The organism is Bradyrhizobium sp. USDA 4541 (assembly GCF_024171085.1).
GTDB classification, from domain to species: Bacteria; Pseudomonadota; Alphaproteobacteria; order Rhizobiales; family Xanthobacteraceae; genus Bradyrhizobium; species Bradyrhizobium australafricanum.
In genome coordinates this window covers 3,009,744-3,027,026 of sequence record NZ_JALJZF010000001.1, presented here as the reverse complement: position 1 = coordinate 3,027,026, position 17,283 = coordinate 3,009,744, and the positions used below count along the sequence as shown (strand labels likewise).

At 59.7% G+C, this 17,283-nt stretch carries 13 protein-coding genes; 3 read left to right on the top strand and 10 right to left on the bottom strand.

The window, feature by feature from the left end; genetic code table 11:
* The first annotated feature begins 121 nt into the window (after positions 1 to 121).
* Complete coding sequence (locus J2R80_RS14225) at positions 122 to 1,687, top strand: tetratricopeptide repeat protein (RefSeq protein ID WP_253638773.1); 1,566 nt, start codon at positions 122 to 124, stop codon at positions 1,685 to 1,687.
* A gap of 758 nt (positions 1,688 to 2,445) precedes the next feature.
* Here J2R80_RS14225 and J2R80_RS14220 read toward each other — a convergent pair.
* From J2R80_RS14220 to wecB, 4 genes are read right to left on the bottom strand one after another with little or no spacing between them, the layout of a single operon-like run.
* Positions 2,446 to 3,426, bottom strand: a complete 981-nt coding sequence (locus J2R80_RS14220) for a WecB/TagA/CpsF family glycosyltransferase (protein ID WP_057017407.1) — start codon at positions 3,424 to 3,426, stop codon at positions 2,446 to 2,448.
* Positions 3,427 to 3,430: 4 nt separating this feature from the next.
* A complete protein-coding gene (locus J2R80_RS14215; RefSeq protein WP_063790092.1) occupies positions 3,431 to 4,420 on the bottom strand; it encodes a glycosyltransferase family 2 protein in 990 nt (329 codons plus the stop codon).
* 4 nt (positions 4,421 to 4,424) lie between these two features.
* Positions 4,425 to 6,632, bottom strand: coding sequence for an AAA family ATPase (locus J2R80_RS14210; RefSeq protein WP_057017406.1), 2,208 nt, complete (start codon positions 6,630 to 6,632; stop codon positions 4,425 to 4,427).
* Between the two features lie 12 nt (positions 6,633 to 6,644).
* Positions 6,645 to 7,862 carry a non-hydrolyzing UDP-N-acetylglucosamine 2-epimerase gene (gene wecB / locus J2R80_RS14205; protein WP_082653799.1) on the bottom strand — a complete coding sequence of 406 codons (1,218 nt, stop codon included), beginning with the start codon at positions 7,860 to 7,862 and terminating at the stop codon, positions 6,645 to 6,647.
* Between the two features lie 594 nt (positions 7,863 to 8,456).
* On the opposite strand from wecB, the gene J2R80_RS43445 reads away from it, so the two are divergent.
* Together J2R80_RS43445 and J2R80_RS14195 are read left to right on the top strand one after the other, a co-directional pair.
* Positions 8,457 to 9,590 (top strand): glycosyltransferase, encoded by a 1,134-nt coding sequence (locus J2R80_RS43445; protein WP_168855330.1) that lies wholly within the window; start codon positions 8,457 to 8,459, stop codon positions 9,588 to 9,590.
* A gap of 140 nt (positions 9,591 to 9,730) precedes the next feature.
* Positions 9,731 to 11,245, top strand: coding sequence for a hypothetical protein (locus tag J2R80_RS14195; protein WP_253638772.1), 1,515 nt, complete (start codon positions 9,731 to 9,733; stop codon positions 11,243 to 11,245).
* A gap of 17 nt (positions 11,246 to 11,262) precedes the next feature.
* Here J2R80_RS14195 and J2R80_RS14190 read toward each other — a convergent pair whose 3' ends face one another.
* From J2R80_RS14190 to J2R80_RS14165, 6 genes are all read right to left on the bottom strand, one after another.
* Positions 11,263 to 11,751 carry a hypothetical protein gene (locus J2R80_RS14190; RefSeq protein WP_253638771.1) on the bottom strand — a complete coding sequence of 163 codons (489 nt, stop codon included), beginning with the start codon at positions 11,749 to 11,751 and terminating at the stop codon, positions 11,263 to 11,265.
* A 15-nt stretch (positions 11,752 to 11,766) separates the two neighbouring features.
* Positions 11,767 to 13,338, bottom strand: coding sequence for a lipopolysaccharide biosynthesis protein (locus tag J2R80_RS14185; RefSeq protein WP_253638770.1), 1,572 nt, complete (start codon positions 13,336 to 13,338; stop codon positions 11,767 to 11,769).
* Positions 13,301 to 14,314, bottom strand: a complete 1,014-nt coding sequence (locus J2R80_RS14180) for a hypothetical protein (RefSeq protein WP_253638769.1) — start codon at positions 14,312 to 14,314, stop codon at positions 13,301 to 13,303. Before J2R80_RS14180 ends, J2R80_RS14185 begins: the two co-directional genes overlap by 38 nt.
* Before the next feature lie 110 nt (positions 14,315 to 14,424).
* Positions 14,425 to 15,078: a PIG-L deacetylase family protein gene (locus tag J2R80_RS14175; RefSeq protein WP_168855327.1), complete on the bottom strand. Its 654-nt coding sequence runs from the start codon at positions 15,076 to 15,078 to the stop codon at positions 14,425 to 14,427.
* Positions 15,079 to 15,083: 5 nt separating this feature from the next.
* The gene (locus J2R80_RS14170; RefSeq protein WP_028338408.1) at positions 15,084 to 15,878 is read right to left on the bottom strand and encodes a glucose-1-phosphate cytidylyltransferase; all 795 of its coding nucleotides are present in this window, start codon (positions 15,876 to 15,878) and stop codon (positions 15,084 to 15,086) included.
* Positions 15,875 to 17,164: a class I SAM-dependent methyltransferase gene (locus J2R80_RS14165; protein ID WP_076826909.1), complete on the bottom strand. Its 1,290-nt coding sequence runs from the start codon at positions 17,162 to 17,164 to the stop codon at positions 15,875 to 15,877. Before J2R80_RS14165 ends, J2R80_RS14170 begins: the two co-directional genes overlap by 4 nt.
* Between the last annotated feature and the right edge of the window lie 119 nt (positions 17,165 to 17,283).

Below are 17,283 nucleotides of genomic sequence, written 5' to 3'. Positions count from 1 at the left end.
AAGGCGAAGCGGAAATCGGCCGCGCAAAGCTGCGCGTCAGCGGCAGCGGGGCGGGTCGCCAAATTCCCGGAGGCCCTGAATCTGTTCCGAAAAAGATGCAAAAAATGTAGTCTCCCGAACCATGGCGACGATCCACGAATTCGGCCCCTACCGCCTCGACGCGGAAGCCGTGATGTTGTTTCGAGAGTCCGAACCGGTCGCGCTCGGGCGGCGCGCGGTGACGCTGCTTCGCCTGCTTGTCGAGCAGGCCGGAACGCCGGTTTCCAAGGACGCATTGATGCAGGCGGCGTGGCCGGGGCTTGCGATCGAGGAGAGCAACCTGACTGTGCAGATCGCCGCTCTGCGGCGGGTATTTGCCGACGTAGAGGGCGGCGCGACCTGGATCGAGACCCTGCCGCGCCGCGGCTACCGTTACGTCGGGCCACTGGTCGCTGCCGAATCCGGCGCCGGCCTGCCCACCTCGCCGGCACCGACGGTGCCGGATGGGCCGTCGCTTGCGGTGCTACCGTTCTCGAATCTCAGCGGCGATGCCGCGCAGGAATATTTTTCCGACGGAATCACGGCAGACATCATCGCCGAACTGTCGCGCTTCCGCTCGCTGTTCGTTGTCGCCCGCCACTCCAGCTTCGCCTACAAGGGCAAGACGCCCGAGATCAAGCGAGTCGGCCGCGAACTCGGCGTCAGGTACGTGGCCGAAGGAAGCGTGCGCAAGATCGGCAGCCGGATGCGGGTGACCGTCCAGCTTCTCGATGGCGCCAGCGGTTACAATCTCTGGACCGAGCGCTACGACCGCGAACTCGAGGACATCTTCGCCCTGCAGGACGACATCGTCCGCGCAATCGTCGCAGCCCTTCCGGGCCGGCTCGAGGACGCCGGCCGCGAGATCGCCAGACGCAAGCCGACCCCGAGCATCACCGCCTATGACCTGGTTCTGCTGGGCAACGAGCGGTGGCGTCAATTGACGGTGAAGGGCATGGCGGAAGCCAGGCAGTTTTTCCGGGACGCCGTCGCGCTCGATCCGCAATATGCCCGCGCTCACGTCAACATTGCCTGGACTATCGTCTGCGACGTGTTTCTCGAATCGCCCGGCATGGCGAAGCTCGACGACGCGCTGAGCGAGATCGAGACCGCGCTCGACATCGACGGCGGCGACGCCTGGGCCCATGGCGTCTTCGCGCAATTGCTGTTCCTGCGTCGCGAGGACGCCAAGGCCGAAATCCATTTCAGCCGGGCTCTCGCGCTCAATCCAAACGACGCCGACGTCGCCGCCGTTTTCGCGAACATTCTGGTCTACTGGGGACGGTGGCGAGAGGCCCTCACATGGATCGGTGCGGCCAAACGACTGAATCCCTTCCCGCCCAATCTGTACCACTGGTACCACGCGCTCGCGCTCTATTCGGGGCGCCAGTACGATGAAGCAGTCAAGACGCTGATGGAGGCGCGATCCCCCGACCGCTGGTCGCACAGTCTGCTTGCCGCCTGTTATGCGCAGATGGGTCGGCACAGCGAAGCGCGATCCGAAGCCGAAGCGTTCGTCACGGAACGTTGTCGAGAAATGAGCGCGAACGGCGCAACGCCGCCAGCGAACACCCTCGATCTCGTTCGAGCACGGGCCGAAAGGTACAGAATTTCTGCCGAACGCGAGCACTTCCTCGACGGCTTGCGCAAAGCCGGCTTATCCGGCTGAGCCGTAGCGAGGGTCACAACAGGCTGTTCGAAATTGACCGACAGCGGTGCTCCGCCTCGGCTTGCTTCAACCTCAAATTTCTGAGCCGCCGCTGCTGTCCGGATTGTGCAATGGTGGAGGATCGACGCTTGGCGTGGCGAGATTCATAGCCCGTGGTAGCGGGGGAGCGCTGCCGCCATTCCCAACACTCAGAAAAACGCCTCCAATGCGCGCTGTGCGGAAGCAGCTCTTCATAGAGGTCGAGGACGAAGGGGAGCGTCTCCGCGGAAAACCGCAGCCCCCGATCTTTGAATCTTTTGGATCTGGCCTGGGATCAGCTCAATCTGAGGAGATCGAGCATTGGAAAACTCCATGAAGGCGTCTGAGGTTTCGAATATTTGATTCACGAGCCCGCGATGCTCTGGTTCAATGATGGAGTAAATGTCGGGTTTGTCGCACCTCCACCATCCTGACCATAGTTCCGCTTTCTTCTCATTGGGATCAAAAATAAGGATGAGCGCCCCTCCGTCCTCATAGATGAGCTCGGCGGGCACGCAGCCGTGTTTGATCAGCGTTTGCAGAACGTGGCAGAACTCATACCCAAATACGTACACATCAGGCTTTAGCTTAACGACTATGGGTTGGTCTGCGTTATCGTACCCGAAGGAATCGGTACTGCTTGGCGGTTTAATCACTTTGATGCTTCCCGCGCTTGCGCCATGAAGCGAATCGCTTAGCCGCCTGCTTGGATCAGTGATCCTGGTCGGTCAGCCGATACATCAGGCGCTCACCTCGATACCCTTGAGAGCATTAGCCGTCCGTGCCCGACGCTCTGAGATACGTCGCTCTATGCCGCGCCGGCGATCGGGTATCGGAACCTGCGAATCCCGCACGTTGCTCCTTCGCCGGACAAGAATTCGCCGATCAGCTACCCTGCGTTCCGTACCCACTTTTCGGTCGTCTCTCCGCACCACGCTTGCCGATCCGGCGATCGCTCTTCCCGGACGGACGGCGTAAGCCCTGCGCGCCACCACTTCGCGGAGCGCCAGCCAGATGAACTCGCTGTTGGTGGAAAGATATCGCCGCCATAACTTGCGCGGCTCCATCATCAGGCGCCAGAACCACTCGAGACCGAGCGATTGGAATAGCCGAGGAGCGCGCCTGATAAAGCCGGCCAAGACGTCGAAGCTGCCGCCGACCCCCAGAATGACGGGAACTTGCAGCCGATCCCGATAGCGTTCACTCCATACCTCCTTGAACGGGGACGGCAAGCCGATAAAGAGAATGTGGGCGCCGCTGGCTCGTATCTCATCGACGATAATTTCGTGCTCGTCCGGACCGAAGTAGCCGTTCCGAAAACCAGCGATCTTCAGCTGCGGAAAGCGCGCCTCGCAGACCCGCACGAGCTTTTCGACGACTTGCTGGTGCGCCCCTAGAAAATAGACACAAAGTCCGTTGGACGCGGCCCCCCTTAAAAGTCCTTCCATCAGATCGATGCCGGCCACGCGTTCCGGCATGTGTTGACCTGACGCTCGTATTGCCCAAACCACCGGCATACCGTCCGCCACCGTCATATCGGCCGCGGAACATGCGTGCGCCAACTCCACGTCTCGCCGCATCATGCAGAGATGCGACGCATTGATCGTCATCACGACGTGAGAACTGTTCGAGCGGAGACAGATATCGACACAGCGCTGCGCCGCCTGATCGAGCGTAACCGCATCAAATTCGACGCCCAATAGGCTCGCGTGTTGCTTCATCTGCTCAACTCCCCTGCGGCGATTGCCGGCTGGCTTGCCACCGAGCCACTTGCTCGGCGTCCAGGCGAGCCGTGGCAGCTCGTTTACCCAGTCTCAGGCACGCGTGCTGATACGTACGAAGAAAACGTCTGAACTCGGGGTCATTATAGCGCGGCAACCCCTTTGCCCAGCTGCTGAAGTAACCCCAAAGCATCGCGATGCTTCCGATGAACATTGGGTGCGCGCGAAGACGGGAAGCCGCCACCGCCAGATAGTAAAACGGCGAAGTGCCCATGAAATACTGACCGAAGCCAGCACGAATTCTGCCTGCCCAGATGCTCTTCTGGCTGGCCCCTTGCGGACGAAGGTGGACGAACCGGATTGGCTCTGAATCGACGCTCTCCGCGATCCAGCCCAGCATTCTGGCGCGGTGGCAATCGATGCCATCCCACATGACTTGTCGCACGAATCCTCCGATCTGCTCGAAGCACTCAACCCGATAGAATTTCGTCATCCCAACCGACATTTCGTCGCCGCAGACCTCGGGCACGAGATCACCGGTTTGGGGATGAACGAACCAGGGTTTGCCTGAGGTCGTCCCGATACGTGGATTATCCTCCATTCGCTGCATCAGCAGCTCGAAGTAGCGAGGCGGCAGGTCGAGATCCATATCAAGCTTGCACAAATAGCCGAAGTCGCCGAGCGACACTTGATCGAGACCATCATAAAACGCCTCAATCACGCCGGGCCCTACCCGCCGATGGCCTCGGTCATGGCGGCGCACGACGCGCAGATAAGGCAACCGCGCCGCATACTCTTCCAGAATCCGTGGCGTCTCGTCGGTGGATCCGTCGTCAACGACGATCCACAGCGCAGGCGGCACCGACTGTTCAGCCACGCTGTCCAGCGTACGGCAGAGATAGGCTCCCTCATCGCGGCAGGGCGAAATCAGCACATACCTGCGCGGCGTGGCGTTGTGCGGAACACCTGAAGCGCGCCTGTCAAGCTCGTCCACAGGTCTACTCCCGGTAATATCCTTCGGACCTGACGCCATTTCTTGCCTCGATGGTTCTAAGCTCGACGGGATCGATCTGGTTGAGCACAATGGTCGACACGCGCTCACGGATGAGCTGCGTTACCGACAACGCTTCGAGCACGCTCGTGCGCTTGGTCTGACCGGATTCCACAACGAAGACGAACTCATCGATGAAGCGCTCGATCAGCCTTGCATCGACGACCGACATGATCGGCGCCACCTCCACCACAATGTAGTCATAGGACTTCCGTGCGACGGCGAGCAGGTTTTCCATTTCCCGCGAGCCCAGGAGTTCAGCAGCGTTGGGAATCCGAAGCGCGCAGGCATTCGGCAGGACATCCAGCCCCGAATGCGGTCGCTTGCAAACAAACTCGCCAAGACGGGAGGGATCTTCCAGCGCTTCGAAAAGCCCGACCTTCGCATCCGGGGACAGTGCAGTCGTGAGATTCCGGAGATGAAGGTCGGCATCGATCAACAGCGTGCGCGATCCAGAGGACGACAATATGAGCGCGGCAAGATTGGCGGCAACGACAGTCTTTCCCTCTTTCGAAACCGCCGACACGACGCCGATGACTTTGCCCCCGGTCGAGGCGGACGAACGGTCGAGCATCGCCTTCACATTGCGAAGACCTTCCGCGAAGCGCGAGAAGGGGGCAGCAAGGACATGCTCCTCGATTGGTAATTGACCAGCATAGACGAAGGGCAGTCCGATGCACCGCATTTCGGTCACCTGTTCGACGGCCTTGGGCGTACGGAACACATCCGCCATCCATTCACGTCCGAAGGCAGAGCCTATGCCGAGAAACAGACCGAGAACAATGCTGCCTGCCGCCACGACGAGGGTTTTCTTGGAACTCTTTGTCAGCGGCGGAACCGCTCTCGTGATGATCTGCGCACTTTGGGCCGGAAGCGTCTCCGCCTGCGCCGCCTCGATCTCCTTATGCTTTTGCAGGAATCCGCTATAGAGATTGCGCAGCGCCTCGGCAGCGCTCTCGAGTTCGCGCAGCTGGCTTCCGGTTTCCGCGGAAAGCTTCGCGGCGGTGTCTTCGAGTTCAGTCTGTCGTGCCCTAGCGACTTCGTATTCGCTGGCGTAGGAATCGGTAATGCGCCCCTCGTCGGACCGAATGGCGGCGTCAACGCCGTTGAGCTGCGCACGAAGCTTGACGACAGCCGCGTGCTTGCGACCGACGCGAGCTTCCATCTCCGCAAGCCGAGACGCAAGATCGCGCTTTTGCGTGCGGAGACGTGCAAGTTCGCTGTTGTTGAGTGCGAAGTTGATGACCGCCGCTCGCTTGTCGTTGAATAGCGCGTCCGTCGACACGGCCGACGGAATCCCGTTTGCCTCTGTCCGCTTGATCCGGTCGAGACGCTCCTTTGCTTCAACTGCCGCGAACTTGGCATTCATCAGCTGGGTATTCAGACTTGCCAGGAGCTCGGTATCCTGAGCGCCAGTGCTGCTGAGATTGTTAGCCGTCTTGAAGTCCTGCAGCGCCTTGTCAGCATCGGCCACCTGCTTCTTCAGCTCGATCAGCCGCTCCTGCAGCCACTTACTCACCTTCTGCGTTGATTTCAGCTTTGCGTCCTGCAGGGACGCGAGATAGCTATCCACGATTCCGTTGGCGATCTTCGCGGCCTTCTCCGCGCTCTGCGACTCGACCGTTACGTTGATAACGTTCGCGACATCCTCACGTGCAACAGTCACCCGCTTCAGCAGAGATTCGAGCGCCGCTCGTTCAGCGGCTGCAGTGGCTTCCGCCGTGCTGGAGTTCCCGTCTGTGGCGCTGCCAAGTGCAGATCGCCCGGCAAACTCGCCATCACTGGCCAGACCCAGCGAGCGAATAACCGGAAGCAGGACCCTGTCTGATGACAGTACGTAGAGCTGACTGCCGACCTCCACTTCATCCATCGTCGGCTGATCTACGATCTTGTTCGTCTGCAGATAACGATTGAGACTTCGATCGATGAGGATGCGTGCACTGCTCTTGTAGGGCGCCTTCATGACCACAACGGAAGCCACGGCAACCGCCAGCCCAATCAACAGCCCGATAACGGGCAACCGCCATTCGCGGCGCAGAACGTCGACAATGTCCCATAAGCCGAAAGCGGGACGGCCCGCCGCAGGCGGACCATAGTCTTCCGCAAGCGGCTGGCCGTATTCCTGAATAACCAATTGATTGGTTCTGGTGTCCATGGCTTCGTTTGATCAGTGGGCCGGTTGGGGAACCGGCGACGGCGGTTTCGTATGCATCTCGGCATTCGACAAAAGATTGACGCTCGCTATGCCATCAGCTGGATGTTTCGGCCGACGGACATTCAGAAGATCATGCACGATCAGTTTGCTGGCGCGTCCCTCACCGAACGGATTGGCACCGAGAGACATGGCTTCGTGCTCCGCTGGCACATCGAGCAGGCGCTCGACGCCTGCAACAATGCGAACCGGGTCGGTGGTGACCAGGCGAGCGACGCCGGCGTCAACGGCCTCCATGCGCTCGCTGGTATCTCGCATGACAAGCACGGGCTTCCGAAGCGCCGGCGCCTCCTCCTGAATTCCACCGGAATCCGTGAGGATGAGATACGAACGCGTCATGAGGTAGACGAACTCGGGATAGTTAAGGGGTTCGATCAGGAAGATATTCGACGCATCGCGCAGATGGTCGAACACCGGCCCGCGCACGTTCGGATTCAAATGGACGGGATAGACGATCTGAATATCGTCCCGCCGACTGATCGTCTTCAATGCCTCGCAGATTTGCCGGAACCCGGATCCAAAGCTCTCGCGCCGATGTCCAGTCACGAGGATGAGCCGCTTCGAGGTATCGAGCCATGAGTATTTCGCTTCAAGCGACCGACGAAGCTCGCCCGGTTGAGAGATATTTGAAGCCATACGAAGCAGTCCGTCGATCACGGTATTGCCGGTGACAATGACGGCGTCTGGCGGATACCCCTCCTTCAGCAGGGCAGAACGCGCCCGCGACGTCGGTGCATAATGCCTCGTCGTAACGACGGCAGTGACCCGCCGATTGGCCTCCTCCGGCCATGGACTCATGAGATTGCCGGTTCGCAATCCCGCTTCGACATGCCCGACACTGACCGACCGGAAGAACGCGGCAAGTGCAGCCGCCGTACTGGTTGCGGTGTCGCCCTGTACAAGAACGTAGTCCGGATTGTAGTCGGCGATGATCGGATCGATTCCGGTCATGACCGCACTGAACACTTCGCTCAACGACTGGTTCGGTCGCATGATGTTCAGGTCGTAGTCAGCCTTCAACGAGAAGGCCGACATCACATCATCGAGCATCTGACGATGCTGACCCGTCACGCAGACGCGCGTATCAATTCCTTCTGCTTCGCCCAGCGCAAGCACAAGCGGTGCCATTTTGATCGCCTCTGGACGAGTACCAAATACGCTAAGAATACGCATGAACCCCGACGCCGCCTGTGTTCAATGATTTGCCGTGTTGAATATTTTTGTCGTTTCGAAATGATGCGGCACGCTACCGGATTTTCCCGACGCGTTCATCGCCAACGTTGGCTCGGCACATGTTAAATGAAATTTATAGCTAATTCTCGGAGTTGCCGCAGAGCGCGTTGCGCATCATCGAAGCCGGCTGTTGTCAGGCGGTTCCAGATTTAACCTTTTCGGGTTAACGCGCACTCACTCATTGTCCGCTGACGTTCTTCGCTACTGCCAGCGAGTTCCAGATTTAACTTCTCCAGGTTAACGCGGATTCGCTGTACCGTTCGCAAATCTTCGCCGATGCATCCTCGTGCTTGCATTCGCAACGGCACGGCGGGAATGCCAATGCGCGTGCAATGAACTCCACAGGCTCGCCATTATCCAATTTCGGGAAAACTTGTACAAAACAAGATTAAATAGCGTATCTGGACTAGCGTTGATTGGCGCCATTGCGCGCATCGTGACGACGATCAACGCGCAACTCGCTCCTGGTCGAGAGATTCCGGAAGTCGTGTGGCCGGCACTTTCCGGCATTTGATAGGTCGGAGGCAGCGCCTCGTGGAAGGCAAGGTTTTACTCCTCTCGCAGCGTCGGATTTCCGATCTTGTTGCATTTTGCCTCAGCTATGAGTTCGAGGACAATTTGGCGGCGATGGCGCGCGCCGATCAGTTCGATGTTCAAAATCGCGCTGCGCTGGAGTTCTCGCGACGGGTCTACAAGTGGACGCGCCTTGCATCAGGATCGACCAAACTGGCAGGTGTGCTGGCACCCTCCCCGCCGCAACTGCGGCTGCAACGTGATTACGAACTGTTCTTCCCGATCTTCAGCAATGCGTATCAACTTCACTCGCTCGCTGCGATTCCCGACTGGCGCAAACGGTGTCGCAAGGCCGCATGCTTCATCACTGAAGTCTGGGCAGACGACATCCCGGAGTATCTGGTCGAGCTCCTGTCCGGATTTGATCATATATTCGTCGGCCTGCATCACTGCGCACCGCAGATTGCGCGAATAGCAGGTCGACCGTGCAGCTATCTGCCGCTGGCGGTCGACGTGGAGCGGTTCGCCCCGAGGCCCGAGCAGCAGCGATCGATCGCCGTGTGCAACATCGGGCGTCGTTCGGCGACGACCCACGCCGCGTTGCTGGCCGGCGCCGAGAGAGAGCGCTTCTTCTACTACTACGACACTGTGGCGGCGAGCGGTTCGAACCGAAAAGAAAGGACGTTTCGGGTCGACAATCCGGAAGAACACCGCATCATGATTGCGAATATCCTGCAGCGCAGCCGCTATTTCATTGCCAATCGCAGTCACGTCAACAACCCGGAATTCACGGCCGGCCGTGATGAGATTTCCGCTCGCTACTATGAAGGCGCTGCAGCCGGGGCGGTGATGGTTGGAGAAGCGCCGCGCACCGAAGAGTTTGCACGGCAGTTCGACTGGCCCGACGCCGTCATTCATGTACCCTTCGATTCGTCCGACATTTGCCAGATCCTCGAAGCGTTGGACGCAGACCCGGCGCGACTGCGAGCGGTTCAGAACGCAAACGTCCGGGAAGCCGCGCTGAGGCACGATTGGCTCTACCGCATACAGACGGTATTCGACATCCTCGGTATTGCTCATACCGATCAGATGCGCGCACGAGCCAACCGTCTGCGCCAGATCGCCGGATCCTTTGAGCTGCCAGCGGCCGCCTGAAATCGTCGCCCTCGCGCAGTGCGGAGCAATGCGGCGTTTCCGCCGGTTTATGGTTAACGGCCTGTTAAGCGGCGGCTGCTACATCCCGGCAGGTAGGCGATCCTTTTCATATGATCGCCAGGGTGTCGCGAACGTCCGCAATGGCGGACAAACGTCAAGCTGCGTATCCAGGCATGAAACGCTCCAGTCAGCTCCCCTCGGCTCAGGCGGCCATCCTCAATGCGCCGCCCTTGCCACGTCAGGCAGACAGGCTTGCTGCACCTCTGCGACGGCGTGGCGCCTGGACGCAATTCGTCGAAGCCCGCCTGCGCGAGCCCGTAAATCCGGAACGAAATCCCGCCGAGCCGCCGCCAGACAGTCCGACCGACAAGCAACCGACGATCCTCGGCGACAATCCGAGCTTGCCAGGCGGTGGGCCGACGAATGAAGCCCACCCGGTCCCCGACTTGGAACACCTGCAGCCGATCGTGCTCCCGCAGGATGAGGTCAGTCTGCGCCTGAATGAGGCCGCGGAGAACATCGGCCGCTGGACAAATGTGGCTCCGCCTGATGCCGGACCAGACGACGGGTCCGTCTCCTCTACGGCCGATCCAAACGATGCTTCAGCGGAGGAATCCGACAACGACACGCAGCCAGCGCCACCGGACTCGCATGCCGGCTCAGCCGTTGCCTCGTACACGCCTGAAGCAGATGAAGGAGAGGGATTCAGTCCGGCCGCGGACCCAGGTCCGAACTCGGTGCCGCCGGCGTCAATCCGTCTAGCAGTGCAACCGCCCGTGCACACCAGCATTGCCGAGGCGAGCGTCGCGGTGCAGGAACCGCAGATCATACTGATCGACAAGCTGATCGCGGAAGAACTTCAGAGCTCGCCGCGAGACCAACGTTCCATCACCAGCGAATGGAAAGTGCGCAACTTTGTGTGGTTCCTTGCTCCGACAGCGGCTCTGCTGGCGATTGGCACCGGAATGCTCATGCGAGGCAATGTTGCATCCGTGTTCAATACAACACCCCAGGTTGTCAGCCATTCGAACGCGACGCCCGTTCAGTCGCCACCGCAAAGCAGACGCAAGCTGAAACCGGCAATTGCCACGTTCGTACATCGTGCTCCGATCGAAGCAGCCGCGCCCGCACCAACCGCACGTTCACTGCCGACGACATATGGGATTTTTGCGTCAAGCATCGGGCGGATGATCCGGCTCGAGCCGATGAACATCCGCCTTCCCGACAGCCGGATCGCCGTGTCGGTATTGACCACGAAGCCGGGCACGGTTGTGGTGCCGCACGGCCCGCTTTCGTTTGTCGCGTATCAGCGCGAGCTTATGACAAGCGCGCCCGACAACGCACAATTGCGCATTCTCGCCCAGGTGGCACGAACACCGTCGTCACCGGCAGTCGCTATGGCCAACGATGCCTGGGCTATCCGGTCCGTTTCCGTCGACCTGACCGTAGCGCCGGTCCCTGAAAGCCGCGAGATGGTCGAGCTGCAGCCAGTGAACCCAGATCTCGTCCTCTCACCCGGCCGTTACGTGCTGGTCTTCAAAAACCAGGCCTACGACTTTGTCGTAGCCGGCAAGGTTACCGATAAGGCTCATTGCCTCGAGAGGGCGGAAACGCCGGACGGCGACAGGTTCACCGAGTGCCGCAGGCTCCCGTAATGTAGGGCGGCCCGGTCCTAGGGCGGCGTCGACGCGACCGCGGCCGGCGGCAACTTTGTCGCTTTCGCAGTGGCAACACCGACGCTGAGCTGGCCGGTCTTGCGCCAAAGCAGCAACCCTGCTCCGCCGCCGATCGTACAGATCGCAAGCAGCACGATTTCACCGCGCCCCAATCCACCAGAGATCAGTGCGTCGGGCAGCATGCCCAGACCCATCCAGAAGAGCTTTTGCCACTGGTAGGAGTCGTACCTCTTGCCAAGATTGCGACGCTTGAACCACAGATCTTTCGCTTCGCGCGAAAACGGAAGGACACGTCGGCACACGGCCGGCACAAGGCGAAGCGTGAGCAGCAAGGCAAGAAACATCGTCAACGCGACCACGATACGATCGTCGCCGCCGGACAGCAGTCGGAACACCGGCAGAATGCAAAGGCCGAGGCCGATCCTCAGGAATGCCCCGGCGGGCCAGGTGTCCAAGTTAATCAGGAAGCGCTCAACGGAGGTCATGGGCGTAATCCAGGATCAGGAGTTGACTTGCAGTCGTACAATGCCGAAGTCGCGTAGCAACGACCACGCGAGTTGCAGTGGCCGCGTGATCCTGAAGACCCCGATCACGACGGTCAGGTAGGCCGTCACACAGATCACGCTCGCGACGGGAATTCGCAGCAACCGCGGCAATTCCTGCAGGAATGCGTCCTGTATCGAGGAGGCGACCGCGACGGCGACCAGCGCAGCAATGGTCTGCGGCGCTGTCGCGCGCAGGACGTCCCCGATTGTGATCCCGACAGGCCTGCCGGCGTAGACCAGCGCTGGAACGAACAGCACGAACATGGTGACCGTGTAGGCGATCGTCACTCCGATCACGCCGAACGGCAGTCCAGCTGCAAGCGCAACCAATTGGCAGATTGCACTGAAGATGCCCCATCGCATCCACCGATCTGGACGCCCGACAGCGACATGGACCCAACCGAGAGTTCGCTCGATGCAGTCTGCAATGCCGCGAATGGCGAGGATACAGAGCAGGGGGCCCGCGGGAGACCATTTTTCTCCGAGAAGCACGATCACGATGTCATGAGCGCTCACGGCCAGGGCCGCGAAGGCAGGCCCCGAAAAGTAGCAAAGCAATGAAAGCGCGCCTTCCCAGGAGCGTTTCAATTCGGCCGCACTGTGCTGGAGCTTGCTCAGTCCCGAAACCGCGATGTTATGCAGCGGCTCACTGAGAATCGACAGCAGGTTGTTGTAGATCGTGAAGGCGTTCTGAAAATAGCCAAGCGGCCCCGCCCCGAGGAAATACCCCATCGCGATTCTGTCCGCCGAACGAGCGAAGTAATCCGTCATGGTGAAGCCGGTGACTCCCAGCCCGAAGCGCAGCAGTTCCTTGACCATTGGCGTGAGCCTGGGCCTGCCTGGGATCCATCGACAGGCGGTCCAGGCTCCCACGACGGTCAAGGCCGATGTTATGATCGGCTTGGCGATCAGCGCCCAGTAGCTCCAGCCCGAAAGCGCCAATCCAACGCTTGCAGCGCTTCCGATGATGTTCGCCGATATGTCGATCATCGCGATGCGGCGAAACTGCATTGCCCGACGCATCAGCGCATAGTGTTGCGTCGACAAGGCCATCATCAGGAAGGTCACCGACAATGCCAATGCCATGCCCGCGAGCGATGGCTCGCCGAAGGCACGCGCTATCCACCGACCGGACGCAGCCAGCACGACAGCCAGCACGACGCCGATCAGAACGTTCAGCCAGAACAACGTGCTGACCTCGGCTCGTGAGATGCTGCGCCGCTGGGCGGAGGCCTCGCTCATCCCGAGATCGACGAAAAGGGGCGCGAAGCCGATCAGGGCCAGCATCATGGCCACCAACCCGAAATCGTGCGGTCCGAGCAGTCGCGCCAGCACGATCGTCGAGGCCAATTGAACGAAGATATTCAGTCCACGCGCAGCAATGAACGCTACGCCGCTGTGCAGCGACCTGCGGCCAAGGCCAGAATATGGCTTGTTGTCCGCAAAATACTGATCGGTACGTTCGTTCCGATGCACGCGCCGTTCCCGTTCAATTCGCTGGATTCTGGCCTTGAGGTACCCGCTCAAGCCAGATTTCTCGCCAATAGGGATAGATGGCGCGCGGGCAGAAGCGGCGGCAGATCGCATAGCGCGCCTCACACACGACATCCTTCAGGATGATCGCGTCCGTCTTGAAACGGACCATCTTGCATGAGCCTTCGTCGATGATTTGCTTTTGACGCCTCTCGACCTCGTACTCGCGCTCGGTGAACGGCACCATCTCCGGATCGAAATACAGGCCGCGATTGCGGTAATTGCAGTCCAGTGTCTCGAGGATGTCCTTGTACGGCTTGACGCGCACGACGTCGCCCACCTGCAGATCAAGCCGGGACTGCGGGACCTTGCTACCCTCCGGCACACCGAAGGGCCTGATCGGATAAGGCACGCCGCCACCTCTCATGCGCTGGAATGTGTCGTAGATCCAGCGCATCGCGGTGCCAATGCCGAGCCCTGCTTCGGTGACCGTGCGCCAGACCGAGAAAGTCAATCCGGCGACGAGGTCCTGCAACCGGACGTTACCCGAAGTGTAGTCCTCGAGATACTGACGCGGATCCCACCACTTCAGGGGTTGCGTGGCGAATTTGACCTGTGTGTTCTGGCAAACGTAGGTCGGCTCGGTTTCGCCGACCTTCGGCGGATGCTTGATCGTGCTCCACAGCGTATCCTCGCTGCAGCCGCCTGACCTGAACGGCTTGTCAGCGCCATCTGGCGACGGCGTTTTCTCGCCCGCCGGCTTCAACCAGGCGTCCTTCCAGAATATCAGGCAGGCCGCCTCACAGCCGTCATGAGCCGCGCCGTTGCAGCGAATGTTCTCGAGATGGACCGTGTTCAGCATCTTGCGCCCGCCGATACCGAGCGCGGGATCGCAGGTCTTGTGAGCTCGCTTGCCGACGCGAAGCCTCTTGCCGCAATACTTCAGCATCTCGGGCATGAAGGGCATTTCCTCCAGGCGACCGTTGGCATCCAGCGTCGCGAGGATCTCCTCCTTGCTTCTGACCTCCACCAGGTCACCAGCTCGAAAGATGCTTGAAAATAGCGTGCTCATATCGTGCGCCTTGAGATACACCCTGCAATCAGAAATTCACCGGCTGCGTGACATCCGCGCAACCATCGTCAGATCAGTGTCAACTTTCGCCCAAAAAATGCCTCGGCGAAGCGTTCCGTAGCCCTGCACTCCATGCCCCGAATCCGTGCGAGGCCGCGAAAGGTGTCCGCATCGAACCACTGCTTGGATCGCTGCGTCCCGAAATGCTTGAGCAGGAGTTCAATCTTACGATCGAGCGCCGCCGCCGACACCGGCATGTAGACGTTGGGTTGACCGAAGTCCCCATCCCACTTCGGGATCTCATATTCCAGAATCTGATGATCACGAAACGTGTTCCAGGTCAGGCGGCAGACCTGACGATGGTCCTGATGAGCATCATCCCTGCGATGCGTCAGAATGACGTCGGGCTCGACCCGCCGCTTCAGCGATTCAAACCATTCCTTGATGGCTTCTCCCCTTTCCGGGAAAAATCCGTCGGGAAATGACAGCACCTCGACATTCGCGGATGCCGCCTCGCACAAGAAGTCAGCCGCCGACGCTCTCGCCTCAGCCTCCCGTATGGCGCCACCGCTTAGAACGCACCAATGCACGTCCAGCTTGATACCCCGCTCGATCAGATCCAGCAGCGTCGCTCCCGCGCCGATTTCGATATCATCCGAATGGGCGCCAAGGCACAGGATCGACAGACGGTCTCCGGGCTTGGCAAGCTGCAATGCTCTCATTCCGGTTATGCCGCGCTGGCGACCGACGAGTGATTCAGCCGCCACGGCGTGTCGCCGCGCTCCACCATGTCCTCCAACACTTGTCTATCGCGCAGGGTATCCATGGCGCGCCAAAAACCCTCATAGCGATAGGCCATGAGATGACCGCCCTCGATCAAACGGTTGAACGGTTCCTGGACGAGTTCTTCTCCCTCCTTGATGTAGTCGAAGATTTCGTTGCGGAAGATGAAGTAGCCGCCGTTGATCCAGATCTCGGACTCCTGGCTGGAGCGAATCCGCTGCACCGACCCCTCGGCGTCAAACTCGGCAAGGTGGAAGCTGATCGGTGGATGGATCGCCACGAAGCAGCCGATCTTTCCGCTTTCCTTGAACTTCTGGATCATGTCCGGCAGCGGCGCATCGGTCAGCCCGTCGCTGTAGTTCGCAAGGAACATCTCCTCGTCCTGGACGAGATGGCGGACGGCCAGCAAGCGCTGCCCGATGTTGCGCCATGTCCCCGTATCCACCAGCGAAACCCGCCAGTCCGGCTGATGTTCTCCGATCAACTCGACCTTTTTGCCGTACTCTGAAATCACGCAGTCGCTGTTCGCAGTCGCGCGATAATTCAGGAAGTAATCCTTGATCACGTTCGCCTTGTAGCCAAGGCACAAGATGAAATCATTGTGATTGTACTGGCTGTAGTACTGCATCACATGCCAGAGGATCGGCTGATGGCCGATCGGGACCATCGGCTTTGGTATACTCTCCGAATACTCGCGGATCCGCGTACCGAGACCGCCGCAAAAAAGGACAACCTTCATGGCGCAACCTCACGCGGATCAATGATTTCGACGTTAGGAATCGGAACGATGAACTTGCAGCCCCAGTCCGCGACATGCCGCATTTGCGCGACGATTTCCCTCTTCAAATTCCAGGGAAGGATGAACAGGTAGTCGGGACGAGCCTCGTCGATTGCTTCGACTGGGAGGATCGGAATGTGCATTCCCGGCGTATAGCGGCCGTGCTTGTAGGGGTTGCGGTCCACAGTGAAGTCGAGAAAGTCGGTTCCGATGCCGCAGTAGTTAAGCAGCGTGTTGCCCTTGCCGGGAGCGCCATAGCCGCAGATCCGCGCCCCCTTGTTCTTGCTCTCAATCAAGAACGACAGCAATTCGCGCTTGGTGCGATGAACACGCGATGTAAATTGCTCGTACTGACCTATGTCTTCCAGGCCGATCCGACGCTCATGGGCCAGCAGTGCGGTCACCGCGGCCGAGACGGCGTGGATCGCGTCGGCGCGGCAGAGATAGACGCGAAGCGAGCCGCCATGCGTTGGGATCTGCTCGACATCGAAAACCTTCAGATCATGCCGCCGCGCGAGACGGTCGATCGTTACCAACGAGAAATAGGAGAAATGCTCGTGGTAGATGGTATCGAACTGATTTTCGTCGATGAGCCGCTCAAGATGCGGGAATTCGAGCGTAATCACGCCTTGCGGCGCGAGCAGGCACGCCATTCCGGCGGTGAAATCGTTTAGATCCGGAACCTGTGCCAGCACGTTGTTGCCGATAATCAGATCGGCCCGCTTGCCATCCGACACCAGCTTCCGCGCAAGCTCCAGGCCGAAGAACTCGACCATTGTCGGGACGTTTTTCTGCCTAGCAACTTCGGCCACGTTGGCCGCCGGCTCGATTCCCGTGACCGGCACTCCGAGCGGCAGGAAGTGCTGCAACAGGTAGCCGTCGTTGCTCGCGATCTCGTAGACGCGGCTCTCGGCACCAAGGCTCAGCCTGGCCTTGATCATCTCACAGTAGCGCCGCGCATGTTCCACCCACGACGTCGAGTAAGACGAGAAGTAGGCATACTCGGTGAAGATATGCTCCGGTTTGACGTATTCCTGGAGTTGCACCAGGAAGCAGACCCCGCAAACCACGGTGTGCAGCGGATAGTACGGCTCCATGGCGTCGGTCTGGTCGGCTGTGAGAAAACTTTCGCAGAGGGGCGACATTCCCAGGTCGACAAACGTCGATTTCAACGTCGCACCGCACAGACGGCAGTTACCGTGAGAGGATTTCGACCGAATCGATTTGAATCTCGAGTGAGCGTTCATTGGGCCGTACCATGAATATAGGATTGCCGAATATGAGATTGCCGGCGCTTAAATCGGGCTCGATAGATTGAATTTTATCGTATGAAAGCGAACAATATGAAGCGATATCGAACAACAAG